At 73.4% G+C, this 16,761-nt stretch carries 18 protein-coding genes; 11 read left to right on the top strand and 7 right to left on the bottom strand.

The genetic code is table 11. The annotated features are described in order from the left end of the window. Window positions 1-106: 106 nt before the first annotated feature. Window positions 107-400 (bottom strand): transcriptional regulator, encoded by a 294-nt coding sequence (locus tag AB0N29_RS00005; RefSeq protein ID WP_302269758.1) that lies wholly within the window; start codon window positions 398-400, stop codon window positions 107-109. Further along, the gene (locus tag AB0N29_RS00010; RefSeq protein WP_364863084.1) at window positions 397-858 is read right to left on the bottom strand and encodes a hypothetical protein; all 462 of its coding nucleotides are present in this window, start codon (window positions 856-858) and stop codon (window positions 397-399) included. The genes AB0N29_RS00005 and AB0N29_RS00010 overlap by 4 nt, the downstream gene beginning before the upstream one ends. A gap of 138 nt (window positions 859-996) precedes the next feature. On the opposite strand from AB0N29_RS00010, the gene fdh reads away from it, so the two are divergent. The 4 genes from fdh (at window position 997) to AB0N29_RS00030 (ending at window position 7,802) form a co-directional block, all read left to right on the top strand. After that, a complete protein-coding gene (fdh, locus tag AB0N29_RS00015) occupies window positions 997-4,296 on the top strand; it encodes a formate dehydrogenase (protein ID WP_364863086.1) in 3,300 nt (1,099 codons plus the stop codon). After that, entirely contained in the window at window positions 4,293-5,264 is a 972-nt protein-coding gene (locus tag AB0N29_RS00020; protein ID WP_302269761.1) for a 4Fe-4S dicluster domain-containing protein, read from the top strand. Before fdh ends, AB0N29_RS00020 begins: the two co-directional genes overlap by 4 nt. After that, a complete protein-coding gene (gene nrfD, locus AB0N29_RS00025; protein WP_364863089.1) occupies window positions 5,261-6,475 on the top strand; it encodes an NrfD/PsrC family molybdoenzyme membrane anchor subunit in 1,215 nt (404 codons plus the stop codon). The genes AB0N29_RS00020 and nrfD overlap by 4 nt, the downstream gene beginning before the upstream one ends. A 91-nt stretch (window positions 6,476-6,566) precedes the next feature. Beyond that, the gene (locus AB0N29_RS00030; RefSeq protein ID WP_302269763.1) at window positions 6,567-7,802 is read left to right on the top strand and encodes an acyl-CoA desaturase; all 1,236 of its coding nucleotides are present in this window, start codon (window positions 6,567-6,569) and stop codon (window positions 7,800-7,802) included. Window positions 7,803-7,923: 121 nt separating this feature from the next. On the opposite strand, the gene AB0N29_RS00035 is transcribed toward AB0N29_RS00030, so the two are convergent. The 4 genes from AB0N29_RS00035 to AB0N29_RS00050 form a co-directional block, all read right to left on the bottom strand. After that, complete coding sequence (locus AB0N29_RS00035; RefSeq protein WP_364863091.1) at window positions 7,924-8,679, bottom strand: MOSC N-terminal beta barrel domain-containing protein; 756 nt, start codon at window positions 8,677-8,679, stop codon at window positions 7,924-7,926. A 17-nt stretch (window positions 8,680-8,696) separates the two neighbouring features. Further along, window positions 8,697-9,842 (bottom strand): acyl-CoA dehydrogenase, encoded by a 1,146-nt coding sequence (locus tag AB0N29_RS00040; RefSeq protein ID WP_364863093.1) that lies wholly within the window; start codon window positions 9,840-9,842, stop codon window positions 8,697-8,699. 22 nt (window positions 9,843-9,864) lie between these two features. Continuing rightward, window positions 9,865-11,022 (bottom strand): acyl-CoA dehydrogenase family protein, encoded by a 1,158-nt coding sequence (locus AB0N29_RS00045; RefSeq protein ID WP_364863095.1) that lies wholly within the window; start codon window positions 11,020-11,022, stop codon window positions 9,865-9,867. A gap of 115 nt (window positions 11,023-11,137) precedes the next feature. Then, window positions 11,138-11,539 (bottom strand): VOC family protein, encoded by a 402-nt coding sequence (locus AB0N29_RS00050; protein ID WP_364863097.1) that lies wholly within the window; start codon window positions 11,537-11,539, stop codon window positions 11,138-11,140. 181 nt (window positions 11,540-11,720) lie between these two features. Here AB0N29_RS00050 and AB0N29_RS00055 point away from each other — a divergent pair, with 181 nt between their 5' ends. The 4 genes from AB0N29_RS00055 (at window position 11,721) to AB0N29_RS00070 (ending at window position 14,768) form a co-directional block, all read left to right on the top strand. Further along, complete coding sequence (locus tag AB0N29_RS00055) at window positions 11,721-12,722, top strand: aldo/keto reductase (RefSeq protein ID WP_364863099.1); 1,002 nt, start codon at window positions 11,721-11,723, stop codon at window positions 12,720-12,722. Continuing rightward, entirely contained in the window at window positions 12,719-13,081 is a 363-nt protein-coding gene (locus tag AB0N29_RS00060) for a rhodanese-like domain-containing protein (RefSeq protein ID WP_364863101.1), read from the top strand. The genes AB0N29_RS00055 and AB0N29_RS00060 overlap by 4 nt, the downstream gene beginning before the upstream one ends. Continuing rightward, window positions 13,081-14,262 carry a 23S rRNA (uracil(747)-C(5))-methyltransferase RlmC gene (rlmC, locus tag AB0N29_RS00065; RefSeq protein ID WP_364863103.1) on the top strand — a complete coding sequence of 394 codons (1,182 nt, stop codon included), beginning with the start codon at window positions 13,081-13,083 and terminating at the stop codon, window positions 14,260-14,262. Before AB0N29_RS00060 ends, rlmC begins: the two co-directional genes overlap by 1 nt. Before the next feature lie 74 nt (window positions 14,263-14,336). Continuing rightward, window positions 14,337-14,768: a hypothetical protein gene (locus AB0N29_RS00070; RefSeq protein WP_364863105.1), complete on the top strand. Its 432-nt coding sequence runs from the start codon at window positions 14,337-14,339 to the stop codon at window positions 14,766-14,768. 34 nt (window positions 14,769-14,802) lie between these two features. On the opposite strand, the gene AB0N29_RS00075 is transcribed toward AB0N29_RS00070, so the two are convergent. After that, window positions 14,803-15,192: a DUF2237 domain-containing protein gene (locus AB0N29_RS00075; protein ID WP_364863107.1), complete on the bottom strand. Its 390-nt coding sequence runs from the start codon at window positions 15,190-15,192 to the stop codon at window positions 14,803-14,805. An 84-nt stretch (window positions 15,193-15,276) separates the two neighbouring features. On the opposite strand from AB0N29_RS00075, the gene AB0N29_RS00080 reads away from it, so the two are divergent. The 3 genes from AB0N29_RS00080 to AB0N29_RS00090 are packed head-to-tail and all read left to right on the top strand — an operon-like array spanning window position 15,277 to window position 16,761. After that, window positions 15,277-15,423, top strand: a complete 147-nt coding sequence (locus tag AB0N29_RS00080) for a hypothetical protein (protein WP_302269774.1) — start codon at window positions 15,277-15,279, stop codon at window positions 15,421-15,423. 28 nt (window positions 15,424-15,451) lie between these two features. Continuing rightward, a complete protein-coding gene (locus AB0N29_RS00085; protein WP_302269775.1) occupies window positions 15,452-16,132 on the top strand; it encodes a DUF6629 family protein in 681 nt (226 codons plus the stop codon). After that, window positions 16,129-16,761 (top strand): alpha/beta fold hydrolase, encoded by a 633-nt coding sequence (locus tag AB0N29_RS00090; RefSeq protein ID WP_364863109.1) that lies wholly within the window; start codon window positions 16,129-16,131, stop codon window positions 16,759-16,761. The genes AB0N29_RS00085 and AB0N29_RS00090 overlap by 4 nt, the downstream gene beginning before the upstream one ends.

Raw genomic sequence — 16,761 nt, forward strand, 5'->3', positions numbered from 1 at the left:
TGTGAGATGCGAATGCTTGGTCGCTTCACACCTCACCCGGAGGTCTTCGTCATGGTCCAGCAACCACGCCGTACCTAACGTCCGTGGTCAGTACAGCTAGCCCGGGTCAGCCGCCGAGGATCGCGGTGAGCGCCTTGCGGTGCCGGGTGTACGCCGCGCGGCCGGCGCGGGTGATCCGGTACGACGTGGTGCCCCCGCGTCCGCGACCCTCCTTGGTGACCGCCACGTAGCCGGCCTTCTCCAGCGCCGACATCTGCTTGGACAGGTCGGAGTCGCTGACCTGCAGGTGCTCGCGCAGGAACGGGAAGGTCACCGTGCTGGCCGTCGAGAGGACCGCCATGGCGGCCAGCCGCTTCGGGGCGTGGATGACCGGGTCGAGCTCGTCGAGGCCGCTGGTCACGAGAGCCGTTCCCGCACACGCGCCGCGGCGGCGCCGTACGACTTCTCGTGCAGCCACAGCCCGGTGGTCGCCAGCACGAACATCAGTGCCGAGGCCCAGCCCCAGCCGGCGGCGTGGCCGGTCGTCCACACGGCGCCGAAGATCAGCGCCGCGCCCACGAAGTACAGCGCGAACATCGGCCCCATCCCGCGCGGGGCGCGACGCAGCATCGACGGCATCGCGCCGCGGTAGCCGGCATACCACGCGCAGAAGGTCCCGAGCGCCCCGATGAGCACCACGAGCAGCACGAGCGCGCTCGGCAGGTGGTCCTCGGTCAGTCCCTGCATGCCGGTGATCCCGGCGAACCACGCACCGGCGGCCGGGAAGTACCACGCCGGCGTCGGCGGGTAGTCGACGTACGGCGCCGCCTCGGCCCGCTCGAGCTCGCGCAGCAGGTCCTGGTCCGGGTTCGTTTCCATGGTGGAAAGTTATCCGATCACTTTCCGGATTGGCAAGTGTCTGGTCCGCTCGGACCGCCCGCGCGGGTGGTGCGTGAGTGTCGGGGGAGCGGGGTACTGTCGCGGCACCAGCGAGATCGGGACCGAGGGAGGCGCGGCATGGGCAGGACGCACCTGGGTTGGCCGGTGCTCCGCCAGCTGCTCGGCTCCGACCCGCTCGGCCGCGGCGTCGCCGCCCGCTCGCGGCAGACCGACGCCACCACCGCCCGCACCGAGACCGCGGACCGGGTCGCGAAGAGCGTCTGCCCCTACTGCGCCGTCGGCTGTGCGCAGAAGATCTTCGTCAAGGACGAGCAGGTCGTCCAGATCGAGGGCGACCCCGACAGTCCGGTCAACCGCGGCCGCCTGTGCCCCAAGGGCGCGGCCAGCAAGAACCTCGTCACCAGCGAGCTGCGCCAGACCAAGGTCCGCTACCGCCGGCCGTACGGCACGGAGTGGGAGGACCTCGAGCTCGACGTCGCGATGGAGATGATCGCCGACCGGGTCGTCAAGGCGCGCAACGACACCTGGCAGGACCTCGACGACCAGGACCGCAAGGTCCGGCGGACGATGGGCATCGCCAGCCTCGGAGGGGCGACCCTCGACAACGAGGAGAACTACCTCATCAAGAAGCTCTTCACCGCGATGGGCGCCATCCAGATCGAGAACCAGGCGCGGATATGACACTCCGCCACGGTCCCCGGTCTGGGGACCTCGTTCGGGCGCGGCGGCGCCACAGGATTCCTCCAGGACCTGTCCAACGCTGACTGCATCGTCATCCAGGGCTCGAACATGGCCGAGGCCCACCCCGTGGGCTTCCAGTGGGTCATGGAGGCGAAGGCCCGCGGGGCGAAGGTCATCCACGTCGACCCGCGGTTCACCCGCACCAGCGCGCTCGCGGACACCTTCGTGCCGCTGCGCGTGGGCAGCGACATCGCGTTCCTCGGCGGGATCATCAACTACGTCCTGGCCAACGAGCTGGACTTCCGCGAGTACGTCGTGGCGTACACCAACGCCGCGACCATCGTCAGCGACGAGTTCGGCGACACCGACGACCTCGACGGGCTGTTCTCCGGCTTCGACCCCGAGACGCGCACCTACGACCCGGAGTCCTGGCAGTACGCCACGCAGGAGGACGACGGCCAGGAGCGCCAGGACCACCGGATGCAGCGGGAGACCGCCGCGGGCATGCAGCACGAGACGCACGGGATGAGCGTCGACGGCGACGTGCAGCGCGACGAGACCCTGCAGCACCCCAACTGCGTCTACCAGGTCCTCAAGCGGCACTTCTCGCGCTACACCCCTGAGGTCGTGGCGAGCACGTGCGGCGTCAGCGAGGAGCAGTTCCTCGAGGTCTGCAAGACGTGGACCGAGAACTCCACCCGTGACCGCACCACCGCGCTGGTCTACAGCGTCGGCTGGACCCAGCACAGCGTCGGCGTGCAGTACATCCGCACCGGCGCGATCCTCCAGCTGCTGCTGGGCAACATGGGCCGCCCCGGCGGCGGGATCATGGCGCTGCGCGGCCACGCGAGCATCCAGGGCTCCACCGACATCCCGACCCTGTTCAACCTGCTCCCCGGCTACCTGCCGATGCCGAACGCCGAGGAGCACCAGTCCCTCGACCAGTGGGTCGACGCGGTGCGCCACCCCGGCGCGAAGGGCTTCTGGTCCAAGGCCGGCGCGTACGGCGTCAGCATGCTCAAGGCCTGGTGGGGCGAGCACGCGACGGCCGAGAACGACTTCTGCTTCGACTACATGCCGCGGATCACCGGCGACCACGGCACCTACCGCACCGTGCTCGACATGATCGACGGCAAGGTCAAGGGCTACTTCCTGCTCGGGCAGAACCCCGCCGTCGGCTCCGCGCACGGCAAGGCCCAGCGCCTGGGCATGGCGAACCTCGACTGGCTGGTCGTGCGCGACCTGTTCGAGATCGAGAGCGCGTCGTTCTGGAAGGACTCGCCCGAGGTCGCGACCGGCGAGATCGTGCCCGAGGAGTGCCGCACCGAGGTCTTCCTCATGCCGGCCGCCTCCCACGTGGAGAAGGAGGGCACCTTCACCCAGACCCACCGGATGCTGCAGTGGCGGGAGAAGGCCGTCGAGCCGCCGGGCGACTGCCGCAGCGAGCTGTGGTTCTTCTTCCACCTCGGCCGGATGATCCGGGAGCGGCTGGCCGGCTCGACCGAGGAGCGGGACCGCCCGCTGCTGGAGCTCACCTGGGACTACCCGCTGCTCGGAGAGACCCAGGACCCCGACGCCGAGGCGGTTCTCAAGGAGATCAACGGCTTCGAGGTCGCCACCGGTCGCCCGCTCTCGACCTTCACCGAGATGACCGACGACGGGTCGACCGCCGGCGGCTGCTGGATCTACACCGGCGTGATGAAGGACGGCGTCAACCAGGCTGCCCGCCGCAAGCCCGGCCGCGAGCAGGACTGGGTCGCGGCCGAGTGGGGCTGGACCTGGCCGGCGAACCGGCGCACGCTCTACAACCGCGCCTCGGCCGACCCCGAGGGCCGCCCGTGGAGCGAGCGCAAGGCCTACGTGTGGTGGGACGAGGAGCAGCAGCGCTGGACCGGCCACGACGTGCCGGACTTCGAGGTGACCAAGCCGCCGACGTACCGACCCGAGCAGGGAGCGGACGGCATCGAGGGCATCGCCGGCGACGACCCGTTCATCATGCAGGGCGACGGGAAGGGCAGCCTCTACGTGCCGCAGGGGCTCATCGACGGGCCGATGCCGACGCACTACGAGCCGGTCGAGTCGCCGTTCCGCAACCCGATCTACGGCCAGCAGGCGAACCCCACGCGCAAGGAGTACCCGCGCCAGGACAACCGCCTGAACCCGAGCCCGCCCGAGGACGGCAGCGAGGTCTTCCCCTACGTCTTCACCACCAGCCGGCTGACCGAGCACCACACGGCGGGCGGCATGAGCCGGTACGTCGCGCGGCTCGCCGAGCTGCAGCCGGAGATGTTCGTCGAGGTCAGCCCGGAGCTGGCCGCGGAGCGCGGGCTGGAGAACGGCGGCTGGTGCCACGTGGTGACCGCGCGCGCGGCGATCGAGGCGCGGGTGCTGGTGACCGAGCGGCTGAGCCCGCTGCGGGTCGAGGGGCGCACCGTGCACCAGGTGTGGCTGCCCTACCACTGGGGCACGGGTGGCCTGGTGACCGGCGACTCGGCCAACGACCTGTTCGGCATCTCGCTGGACCCCAACGTCCTGATCCAGGAGAGCAAGGTGGGCACCTGTGACGTCCTTCCGGGCCGTCGCCCGACCGGCCGAGCGGTGGTGGACCTCGTGACGTCCTACCAGCGGCGCGCGGGCGTCCACGACGACCACACCGTCCCGATCGTCACGACCGGACCGGGGGCGGCCGGCGACGACGAGGGCGACCCGACCGGCGGCGGGGGAGGCGCACAGTGAGCTGGACGATCAGCGAGAACTCCTTCTGGGGGCCGCTCGACCCGGCGGCCGACGCCGGCTACCCCGAGGACCGGCCCAAGCGGAAGGGCTTCTTCACCGACACCAGCATCTGCATCGGGTGCAAGGCGTGCGAGGTCGCCTGCAAGGAGTGGAACGACGTCCCGTCGGACCACTTCGACATGACGGGCACGTCCTACGACAACAGCCACTCCCTCAACGCCAACCAGTGGCGCCACGTCGCCTTCATCGAGCAGCCCAAGCGGCTGGTCACCGAGGGTGCCGGGCAGGACACCGGGCTGCGCGGGACCGTCGACCTGGGGATGCCGACCGTGCCGCCGACCGGCGCCCCCGAGCAGCTGGCCAACGGAGCCGACGACCGGCCCGACTTCCGCTGGCTGATGTCCTCCGACGTTTGCAAGCACTGCACCCACGCGGCGTGCCTGGACGTGTGCCCGACGGGCTCGCTGTTCCGCACGGAGTTCGGCACGGTCGTGGTGCAGGACGACATCTGCAACGGCTGCGGCTACTGCGTGCCCGCCTGCCCGTACGGCGTCATCGAGCGGCGCAAGGCCCCCGACGGGGCCAAGAACGTCGGCATCGCCCAGAAGTGCACGCTGTGCTACGACCGGCTCGACGCGGGCAAGACGCCGGCGTGCGCGCAGGCCTGCCCGACCCAGTCGATCCAGTACGGCGACGTCGAGGAGCTGCGCGAGCGGGCCAACAAGCGGGTGGAGCAGCTCCACGACGCCGGGATCATGGACGCCCGGCTCTACGGCAACGACCCCGAGGACGGCGTCGGCGGCACCGGCGCGTTCTTCCTGCTCCTCGACGAGCCGGAGGTCTACGGCTTCCCGCCGGACCCGGTGGTGACCACCAAGGACCTGCCGGACATGTACAAGCGCGCGATCGCGGCCGCGGGCACGCTGCTCGCGGGCGCGGCGCTCGCCTTCGTCGGGAGGCGCGGATGACCACCGGCCGCCCGACCGGGCCCGAGGGCGACCCGACCGAGGACGCGCACACCCACGACCAGGTCAACGCCGCGAGCGACCCGCTCGGCGCCGAGGGCGACAACGCCGTCGGCCGCGAGGGCCCGCAGGGGGTGCGGTCGCAGACGACCGCCACGGTCGGCACGCGCGGCGGTGCGCGCGGCAGCGGTGAGGGCGGCTCCGGTCGCCGACGGGGTGGTCGCCGCGGCGGTGGTCGCGGCGGCGACCGGTCGATGGTGCCGGAGGCGGAGTTCACCTCCTACTACGGCCGGCCGATCGTCAAGCCGTCGCCGTGGGAGGCCGACATCCCGGCGTACCTCTTCGCCGGCGGGCTCGCCGCCGGCTCCTCGCTCCTCGCCGCCGGGGCGGACCTGACCGGGCGGCCGGTCATGCGGCGCTCGGGGCGGCTGGTCTCGATCGGCGCCCTCGGGTTCTCCATGGTGGCGCTGGTGCACGACCTCGGCACGCCGAGCCGGTTCTACAACATGCTGCGCGTGGCGAAGCCGACGTCGCCGATGTCGATGGGCACATGGATCCTGTCGGGCTACGGCGCGTTCGCCGGCGCCGCGACGGCGGCCGAGGTGGCGCGGATGCTGCCGCCGCGGTGGGGCTCCTCGGGGCCGCTGCGCCGGCCGCTGGCCATGCTGCCGTACGTCGACCGGCCGGCCGGGGTGCTGGCGGCGGTCATCGCGCCCGCGGTCGCGTCGTACACCGCCGTGCTGCTCTCCGACACCGCCACCCCGTCCTGGCACTCGGCCTACCGCGAGCTGCCGTTCGTCTTCGTGGGTTCCGCCGCGGCCGCGTCGTCGGGGATGGCGATGATCACCGCCCCGGTCGCCGAGGCCGGTCCGGCCCGCCGGCTCGCCGTCGCGGGCGCCGCGCTCGAGCTGGTCATGGAGCACCGCATGGAGCAGACGATGGGCGTCACCGCCGAGCCTCTGCACCACGGCACGGCCGGCCGGCTCATGCGGGCGGCCAAGGCGCTCACGGCCGCCGGAGCCGCCGGGTCGCTGCTGGCCGGGCGCAGCCGCACCCTCTCGGTGCTCTCGGGTGCCGCGCTGCTGGCCGGGTCGGCCTGCACGCGCTTCGGCGTCTTCGAGGCCGGCCAGGCCTCGGCCAAGGACCCGAAGTACACCGTCGTCCCGCAGCGCCAACGGCTCGAGGAGCACGGGCCCACCCGCCACCCCGGCTGATCTGCACGGACCGGGTGCGCGCCGCCACTGTCAAGGGTCAAATGTCGACCCGGTGGCGCTGTGGTGCCCAGGGATCGGGCACCGTAGGACCATGACGCTGACTCGGGACGACCTCACGACCGCCCCTCCGGCGACCACCGATGGGCCGTCGACCGCGACGCCGCGCGCGGCCGTCGAGAAGACGTACCCCGGAGGGCTGACCGCAGCCCAGGTCGAGGAGATCGGCCGCGAGCTCGACGCGATCCGCCAGGAGGTCCTCGACGACCGCGGCGAGGTCGACGCGGCGTACATCCGGCGGGTCATCCGCGCGCAGCGCGCGCTCGAGCTCGGCAGCCGCGTCGTGCTCCTCGCCGCCGGCCGCAACAAGCTCGCCTGGGTGGTCGGCACGGTCGGCCTGACCACCGCCAAGGCGCTGGACAACATGGAGATCGGCCACAACGTCCTGCACGGCCAGTGGGACTGGATGCGCGACCCGAAGATCCACTCCTCGACCTGGGACTGGGACCACGCCTCCCCGCCGGCGCAGTGGAAGCGGGCGCACAACGAGGTCCACCACCGCTACACCAACATCCTCGGCCAGGACAACGACCTGGGCTACGGCATCCTCCGCGTCGACGAGTCGCAGCAGTGGCGCCCGCGCCACCTGGTGCAGCCGCTGTGGAACTTCGTGACCGCGTGCATCTTCGAGTACGGCATCGCGATGTACGACCTCGACTTCGGCGAGCACCTGCGCGCGAAGAAGAAGATGCCCCCCGAGAAGCGCGACGAGGTCGTCGCCGCGCTGCACAAGGTCCGCAAGCAGGTCACCAAGGACTTCGTGGTCCACCCGATCCTCAGCGGTCCCGGCTGGCGCGCCACGCTGGCGGCCAACGCCGTCGCCGTCCTCGGGCGCAACATCTGGAGCCACTCGGTCATCATGTGCGGCCACTTCCCCGAGGGCGTCGAGACCTTCGAGGAGCCCGAGCTCGACGAGTCCGAGACCCGCGCGCAGTGGTACCTGCGCCAGATGCTCGGCTCGGCGAACATCTCCGGCTCCAAGTTCATGCACCTGATGACCGGCAACCTCTCCCACCAGATCGAGCACCACTGCTTCCCCGACCTGCCCAGCCGCCGGTACGGCGAGATCGCGCCGCGGATGCGGGCGGTCTTCGACAGGTACGGCCTGACCTACAACGCCCGGCCGCTCCCGCAGCAGGTCGCCAGCGCCTGGCACAAGGTCGTCCGGCTCTCGCTGCCCAACGGCTGGCTGGCCGAGACCAACCGGCGCAACCTCGGCCGGCAGCTGCGCAAGCTGGCCCGTCCCGAGCCGGCGGCGCTCACCGCCTGACCCCGGGGCAGCACGGCCGGCACTTTCCGCTGCCGAAGTGCTGAACGAACCGGCCTCCGCGGGGTCGCGGCACGCTCAGCCACGGCCGTCGGAGGGCCGTTGGTTCAGTACTTCGGCGGCCTCACCGGTCCTGGTGGACGCCCTCGCGCGCGACCGTGCCGGGCACGACCACCTCGGCGTCGACGCCCAGGACGAGGTCGCCGGAGGCCGGGTCCCGCGGGCGGTACGCCGCGAGGGCGGCCAGCACGCGGCCGCCCCGCTCGCCGGTGACGGGGTCGGTGTCGACCACGGCGCACCGCGGCACGGTCGAGGTGACCCGCACGCGCGCCGGGCCCAGCTGCACCTCCGAGCCGACCCAGCCGTCCTCGGCGTGCGGCTCCTCGGACTCCACCACGAACGTCGGCCGGAACCGCGCGGCCAGCTCCTCGACCGGCAGGCCGACCCGCTCGGCGAGGGCCCGCAGGGTGCCGGTCGAGACGATCGTGACGGCGCCGGCGTACACCACCCCGCCGCGCGGTGCGGCCGCCAGCCGCACCGGCTTCCCGAGGTGGGAGGAGAGCAGCTCGGCGTGCGGGCCGTCGAGCAGGTCGAGGGCCACCGAGCGGCCCCAGTAGTCACAGGTCACGGTGGCACCGGAGGCCGCGACGGGTCCCCCGGCGGTCTTCCCGGAGGGCAGGGCCAGGGACAGCCCGTCGGGGGAGGGGACGGCCGAGACGGCCACCAGCGACGGGTGCTGCACGGTGCGCAGCACCTGCTGCCGGTCGACGTCGACGACGCACCAGGAGCGGTCGCCGACGGGTCCGGCTCGGTCGAGCCGGACCGCGTCGTACGACTGGTGGCGGGTGCCCTTGACCGGTGCGAAGCCGGCCCGGACCACCCGCGGCGCGGCGACCGTCAGGGCAGCGGGTCCACTTCGGCGTGGTCCCCGACCGTCGCCGCGAGCGTGCGCAGGTGGAACGTCGCGTCGCCGAGGAGGTGGTCGAGGGCGGTGAGCCGGCTGGTGTAGGCGCCGATGGAGTACTCCGCGGTCATGCCGATGCCGCCGTGGAGCTGGATCGCCTCCTGGCCGATGTGCCGACCGGCCCGCGCCACCTGCAGCGACGCGCGCCCGGCCGCCTCGGCGACCTCCGCGGGCGAGCCCGCCGCCACGACCATCGTCGCCCAGACGGCCAGGGACTTGGCCAGCTCCAGCGAGATGTACATGTCGGCGGCCCGGAAGGTGAGCGCCTGGAAGGTGTTGAGGGTGACCCCGAACTGCTTGCGCGAGGTGAGGTACGCCGAGGTGGTCCGCAGCGCGGTCTCCATCGCGCCGACCGCCTCGTTGCACGCCATCACGCGGGCGATGTCGGTGACGGTGGCGATGGAGGCCGCCGCGTCCGAGCCGGGCTCTCCGAGCGGGGTGGCGGGCGTGCCCGTGAAGGTGACCTTGGCCGCCCGGCCGCCGTCGTGCGTGGCGTACCCCGTGCGGGTGAGCCCGTCGGCGTCCCCGGGCACCAGGAACAGCCCGGTCCCTCCGTTCGGCAGCAGCGCGCTGACGACCAGCACGTCGGCGCGGGCGCCCTGGGGGACCGGCTCCTTGGTGCCGGTCAGCGTCCAGGCGCCGCCGTCCTCGGCCGCGGTGACCGCGGTCGCGTCGTTGGTCCAGCGCCGGCCGGGCTCGGCGAGGGCCGGCGCCAGCAGGCTCTCGCCGGCGCTCAGCGCGCCGAGCACCTCGGCCCGCTGCTCCGCGGTCCCGACCGCGCTGACCAGCCCGCCGGCCCACACCACGGAGGTGAGGTAGGGCTCGGGGGCGACGACGCGGCCGAGCTCCTCGGCCACGATCGAGATCTCGACCGGGCCGGCGCCGACGCCGCCGTCGTCCTCGCTGAAGGGCAGGCCGAGCAGGCCCATCTCGGCCATCCGGCCCCACTGCGCCTCGTCGAAGCCGGGGTCCGTCGCGACCGTCTGCCGCCGCTGCTCGTAGTCGGAGTAGGCCTTGCCGACCAGGCCGCGGACGGCCTCGCGCAGCGCCTGCTGCTCCTCGTCGTAGGTGAAGTCCATGAGAAGTCCCTTCCCGTCCCGCTCAGAGTCCGAGGATCGTCTTGGCGATGATCTGGCGCTGCACCTCGTTGGAGCCGCCGTAGATCGAGGCCTTGCGGAGGTTGAGGTACGCCGGGGTGGCGCGGCGCGACCACCACGGCAGGTCCGAGTCGTCCCCGGCGCCGGTGGCCAGCGAGGCCGGCCCGGCGAGGTCGACGACCAGCTCGGAGACCGCCTGCTGCAGCTCGGTGCCCTTGAGCTTGAGCACCGACGAGGCCGGGTGGGGCTTGCCGTCGGCGGAGTGGGCGACCACGCGGAGCGCGGTCAGCTCCAGGGCGAGCAGCTCGTTCTCGAGCTCGGCGATGCGGCTGCTGGTGAGCGGGTCGTCGAGCTGGCCGGTCTCGCGGGCCCAGTCCTTGGCCTGCGCCAGCACCCGCTTCGTGCCACCCACCGGGGCGACGCCGACGCGCTCGTTGCCGAGGAGGAACTTGGCCTGCGTCCAGCCGGAGTTCAGCTCGCCGACGAGGTTCTCGGCCGGGACGCGGACGTCCTCGAACCACACCTCGTTGACCTCGTGGCCGCCGTCGATCAGCTCGATCGGGCGGACGGTGAGACCCGGCGAGGTCATGTCGATGAGGAGCATCGAGATGCCCGCCTGCTTCTTCACGTCCGGGTCGGTGCGGACCAGGGTGAAGATCCAGTCGCCGTACTGGCCCAGCGTCGTCCACGTCTTCTGGCCGTTGACGACGAACTCGTCGCCGTCGCGGACCGCGGTCGTGCGCAGCGAGGCCAGGTCGGAGCCGGCGTCGGGCTCGGAGAAGCCCTGGGACCACCAGATGTCGAGGTTCGCCGTCGCCGGCAGGAACCGCTCCTTGATCTCCTGGGACCCGAAGTGGGCGATCACCGGCCCGATCATCGAGGCGTTGAAGGCCAGCGGAGCGGGCACGTCGGCGCGCTGCATCTCCTCGTGCCAGATGTGGCGGCGCAGCGGGGACCAGTCCTTGCCTCCCCACTCGACCGGCCAGTTCGGGACCGCGAGGCCGTGGGCGTTGAGCACCCGCTGGCTCTCGACGATCTGGTCCTTGGTCAGCTCGCGGCGGTTCGCGACGGCGTCGCGGATCTCCTGCGGGACCTCGGTGGTGAAGAACGTCCGCATCTCGTCGCGGAACGCGGCGTCCTCGGCGGACAGCTCCAGCTGCATCGGCAACCCTCCCGGCTCGGCGGCGCGGCCGTCTCGCCGCGCGGGTGCCACCGTAGTCCTGCGGCCCGAGCGGACGCTCGGGGCGGGCACCGGCAGGCCGCGGCGTGCGGCAGGGTCAGCCGACGTCGACCATCCACTGCACGCCGTACCGGTCCTTGAGCTGGCCGAACACGTCGCCCCACATCTGCTTCTCCAGCGGGACGTGCACCTCCCCGCCCTCCGCGAGTCCCTCGAACCAGCCGCGCAGGCGCGCCTCGTCGTCGCCGCTGAGGGTCAGCGACACGGTGGCGTCGCCGGGGGTGAGCGTGGTGCCGGGCGGGAGGTCGGAGGCCATGAACATCAGGCCGTCCTCGGTGCGCAGCATCGAGTGCATGACACCGTCGGCGGCCGAGCCCTCCGTGCCGTACTCGCCGAAGGTGCTGATGGTCAGCTCCCCGCCGAGGACCGACCGGTAGAAGGTCATCGCCTCGCGGGTGGTGCCGTCGAAGTGCAGGTAGGGGCTGAGCTGGACGGGCATGGCGGCCTCCGGTGGGGGTCGAGCGGGCGGGGGTGGTGGTGGGTACGCCGGCTCCGACCCCCGGGCCGCGCCGGAATCATCGGTCCGGGCGCGTCGTGCCGCCCGAATCGCGCAATTGAACGATCGCGGTGGCCCGGAGGCGGCGCCCGGGGATTTCGCGCGGTCGGTCAGGATGGGCTCCATGGCTTCCCGCATGGACTCCCGCACCCTCGGACGCACCGGCCGCGACGTCTCGGTCGTCGGTCTCGGCACCTGGCAGCTCGGCGCCGACTGGGGCGAGGTGAGCGAGGACGACGCGCGGGCCGTGCTCGAGGCGTCGGTGGCCGACGGGGTCACCTTCTTCGACACCGCCGACGTCTACGGCGACGGGCGCAGCGAGCAGGTGATCGGCTCCTTCCTCCGCGACCACGACGGCATCACCGTGGCCACCAAGATGGGGCGCCGCGTCGACCAGGTCCCGGAGAACTACCGGCTGGACGCCTTCCGCGAGTGGACCGACCGCTCGCGCCGCAACCTCGGCGTGGACACCCTCGACCTGGTCCAGCTGCACTGCCCGCCGAGCGCCACGATCGACGACGACGCGACGTACGACGCGCTCGACACCCTGGTCGCCGACGGTGCGATCGCGGCGTACGGCGTCTCGGTCGAGACCGCCGACCAGGCGCTGTCGGCGATCGCCCGCCCGAACCTGGCCAGCGTGCAGATCATCCTCAACGCCTTCCGGCTCAAGCCCCTGGACCGCGTGCTCCCCGCCGCGCAGGAGGCCGGCGTCGGGATCATCGCGCGGGTGCCGCTCGCCTCCGGGCTGCTGTCGGGCAAGTACGACGAGGACACCACCTTCGACGAGGACGACCACCGCACCTACAACCGCGACGGCAGCGCCTTCGACCGTGGCGAGACCTTCTCCGGCGTCGACTTCGCGACCGGCGTGGCCGCCGCGCGCGAGTTCACCGCGCTCGTCGCCGAGCACGGCCCCGAGGGAGCCACCGCCGCCCAGGTCGCGCTCGCGTGGGTCTGGCAGCAGCCCGGCGTCACCACCGTCATCCCGGGTGCGCGCAACCCCGAGCAGGCCCGCGCCAACGCCGCGGCCGGCACGCTCCCGCCGCTGTCGCAGGACCTCCTCGACGGGGTTTGCCGGATCTACGACACCCACTTCCGTGAGGCGGTCCACCACCAGTGGTGAGGCTGCTCCTCCTGCCCCTGCTGCTCTGCGGGCTCCTCGGCCTGACCGCGGCCTGCGCCGAGGACGCCAGCGAGGTGCAGCGCCTCATCGAGGAGCGCGGCGCGGCCGTGCTCGACGTGCGCACCCCCGACGAGTACGCCGCCGGCCACGTCGAGGGGGCGGTCAACATCGACCTCGCCGCCGACGACTTCCGCGACCGGGTCGCCCAGCTCCCGCGCGGGCGCTACTACGTCGTCTACTGCGAGTCGGGGGAGCGGTCGACCCAGGCCATCGAGGTGATGCGCGGCCTCGGCTTCGGCAGCGTCGTCAACGGCGGCGGCTACGACTCGCTCGTCGACCTCGGCATCCCCACCGAGTGATGGACGCCCCGCCGCTGACCCCGTCGCCGACCCCGCCGCTGACCCGGTCGGTCGCCGCCCGCTGCGACTACTTCGACACCGGCCGGTGCCGCTCGTGCGCGCTGCTCGACCAGCCGTACGACGCGCAGCTCGCCGACAAGCAGCGGGAGGTCGAGGCGCTCCTGCCGGCGCCGGCGGCGGGGTGGTCCGAGCCCGTGGCGTCGCCGCCGGTCGAGTTCCGCAACAAGGCCAAGATGGTCGTCGGGGGCACCGCGACGGAGCCCACGCTGGGCATCCTCGACGCGGCCTTCGCGGGCGTGGACCTGCGGGAGTGCCGGCTCCACACGCGGGGTCTCCACGACGCCCTGCCGGTGCTGGCCGACTTCGTGCGGCAGGCCGACCTGGCGCCGTACGACGTGGTGCAGCGGCGCGGCGAGCTCAAGCACCTGCTGGTGACCGAGTCACCGGCCGGTGAGCTGATGGTGCGGTTCGTGTGCCGGTCCCAGGAGCCGGTCGCACGGCTGCGCAAGCACCTGCCCTCGCTGCTCGGGCGGCTGCCGGTCGCGGTCGCCACGGTGAACCTCCAGCCCGCGCACAAGGCGGTGCTCGAGGGCGAGCGGGAGATCGTGCTGACCCCGGCCGCCACGCTCGCGATGCCGCTCGGCGCGGTGACCCTGCACCTGCGCCCGCGCAGCTTCTTCCAGACCAACACCGCCATGGCCACCGCGTTGTACGGCGAGGCGGTCGCGTGGACCACGGACCTCGCGCCGCGCTCGGTGTGGGACCTCTACTCCGGCGTCGGCGGGTTCGCCCTCCACCTGGCCGCGCCGGGCCGCGCGGTCACCGGGGTGGAGATCTCCCAGGAGGCGGTCCGCTCGGCCGAGCACAGCGCCGCGGCGGCCGGCCTGGCCGACGTCCGGTTCCTGCCCGGCGACGCCACGACGTACGCGGTCAACGCCGCACCGGAGGCCGTGCCGGACCTCGTCGTGGTCAACCCTCCCCGGCGCGGCATCGGGGACCAGCTGGCCGGGTGGCTGGAGGGCTCCGGCGTGCCGCACGTGCTCTACTCCAGCTGCAACGCCCGGACCCTCGCCGCCGACCTGGCCGCGATGCCGTCGTACGCCCCGGTGCGCGGCCGGCTGCTGGACATGTTCCCGCACACCCGGCACTACGAGGTCCTGGTCCTGCTCGGCCGCCGGTGACGCACGCCTCGCGCAGCGCGGGTCCGCGAGACCCGTCGTGCGGCGGTGGGGAGGGGTCCGTAGATTGGGTCGACGTGGCCGAGGACTACTGCGAGCTGTGCGACCTCCCGCTGAGCCAGTGCGTGCACGGGCGTCCCGAGCCGAAGCCGGTGGAGCCCGAGAAGGCGCCGCCCGCCTCGCGGGTGCGGACCCGGACGACCACGCCGCGCGTGCCCGGCACGCCGGTGAGGAAGAGCGCCCCACGCAAGTGGACCTCGCCCGACGAGCTGAAGGCGCCGATCGTCGCGCTGCTCCAGGAGAGCGGCGGGGAGCTGCCGGCCGACGAGGTCTTCCCGACCCTCGACGAGCGGCTCGGCGAGGCGCTGCGGCCGGGCGACCGGGAGCCCTCGCCCACCGGTGAGCCCCGCTGGCAGCTCGCGGCGCGCAAGGCCCGGCGGGCGCTGCAGGACGAGGGCGTCCTCGAGCCGGGGACGCCGGGCGTCTGGCGGCTCAGCGCAGCCGACTGAGCCGCGCCGGCGCGCTGGCGCGATGCCGCGCCGGTCAGCCGAGCGAGCTGAGGTCGGGCGGCACGTCGACGGCGTGCTCCTCGAGGATCTCGATCCGCACCACCTCGAGCGCGCGCTCGTTGGTCGCGGCCAGCACGACGGGGGCGGCCGCGCCCGCCCGGTAGGACTGCAGCCAGCGGCCGGCCACCACGCACCACGGGTCGCCCGGGTGCAGGCCCGGGAAGTGCCACTCCGGCCGCGGCGTGGACAGGTCGTTGCCGACCGAGCGCTGGTGGTCCAGGAACTCGGCGGTCATCACCGCGCACACGGCGTGCAGACCCACGTCGTCGGAGCCGCACGAGCAGAGCCCGTCGCGGTAGAAACCCGTCAACGGGTCGGTCCCGCACGGCACCAGCTCCCCGCCCAGCACGTTCCGCTCACCCATGGCAGCAGCCTAGGGGCGGTGGGCGCCGGAGGGGCGCGGAAAATCCGTCGACACCCCGCTGGGGCGCGCACGACGATGACGTCCGTGACCACGACCTCCGAGCGACCGCACCGGCGCGCCGGCTGGCGTGCGCTGACCCCGGAGCAGAAGCAGGCGCGCCTCCGTCACCTCCGCGAGCGCCAGCAGCGCCAGGTCGAGCTCGAGATCCGCCGGCTGGGCACGCTGGTCTGAGGGCACCCGGGTCGGGCACCGTCCGCGCATGTGCTTCTCGCTCGAGGCCGACCTGGTCGCCGGCGCCCTCGTCCTGCCGGTGGGGGTCCTGGCACTGCGTGAGGTGCGGGCGCCGCGGGAGCTGCCGCTGGCGGCGTTGCCGCTGCTTCTCGCCGCCCACCAGCTGACCGAGGCCGTCGTCTGGGCAGGGGTCGAGGGCCGGGTCCCCGACCAGGCCGCGCACGTGGCCGCCGTGGCGTACGTCGTCGTGGCGCTCCCGCTGCTCCCGACGCTCGTGCCGGCGGCCGTCCTCCTGGTCGCGCGCTCCGGACGCAGGCGGTGGGTGGCGCCGTTCCTCGCGCTCGGCGCCGTCGTCACCGCCCACCTCGCCCGGTTGGTCGTCGAGAACGGCGTCCGGGTGGAGGCCCACCCGCACGCGCTGGTCTACCGGATCGGGCTGCACGACCCCGAGCTGTGGACGGGCCTCTACGTGCTCGCGACGATGGGCGCCTGCCTGGTGGCCGGCCACCGCCTCGTCGTGGCCTTCGGGGTGGTGAACCTCGTCGGGCTCACCGTCGTGGCGCTCGCCTACCGCGACGCCTTCGCCTCGTTCTGGTGCCTCTACGCCGCCCTCTCCTCCCTCCTCGTGCTCGCCCACCTCGTGCACAGCCGCCCGGGCCCCGGCGCCTCGGCCGGCGCGCGACCCGGCGCCCGCACGGCCGCCGCGTGAGCGGCACCAGGCTGGTCCCGACGCTCGCGCCGCGCCCGCCCCGCGCGCCGGCCGCCGCGGTCCTCGTCCTGCACGGCGGTGACGCCCGCCCCGGCGACCCGCTGGTCAGCCCGTGGCAGCTCTCGGTGCTGCGGATGGTGCCGGTCGCGGCGCGCACCGCCCGGGCCGGGCGCGGCCGCCTCGCCGTCCACCGCGTCCTCAACGCGACCCGGGGCTGGGGCACCGACCGGACGCCGGTCGACGACGCCCGCTGGGCGATGGCACGCGTCCGGGAGCGGTACGGCGACCTGCCGATCGGCCTCGTGGGCCACTCCCTCGGCGGCCGGGCGGCGCTGCTGGCCGGCCAGGAGCCGGGGGTGGCGGCGGTGGTCGCGCTCAACCCGTGGCTGCACCCCACCGACGATGCGGACCTCGCCGGGCGCCGAGTCCTCGTGGTGCACGGCACCGAGGACCGGGTCGCGCCGCCGGAGCGGGCGCGCACGGTCGTGCAGCGGCTGCGCCGGCGGGCCGACGTCGAGTGGCTGGAGGTCCCCGGAGCCGGCCACGCGATGCTGCGGCACGCCGCCGTCTTCGAGCGGGCCGCCGCCGACGCGTTGACCGCGGCGCTGCTCCCGCCCGACGTACGGTGA

Origin of the sequence: Nocardioides sp. NPDC092400, from assembly GCF_040684155.1 — a bacterium.
Taxonomy (GTDB): Bacteria; Actinomycetota; Actinomycetes; order Propionibacteriales; family Nocardioidaceae; genus Nocardioides.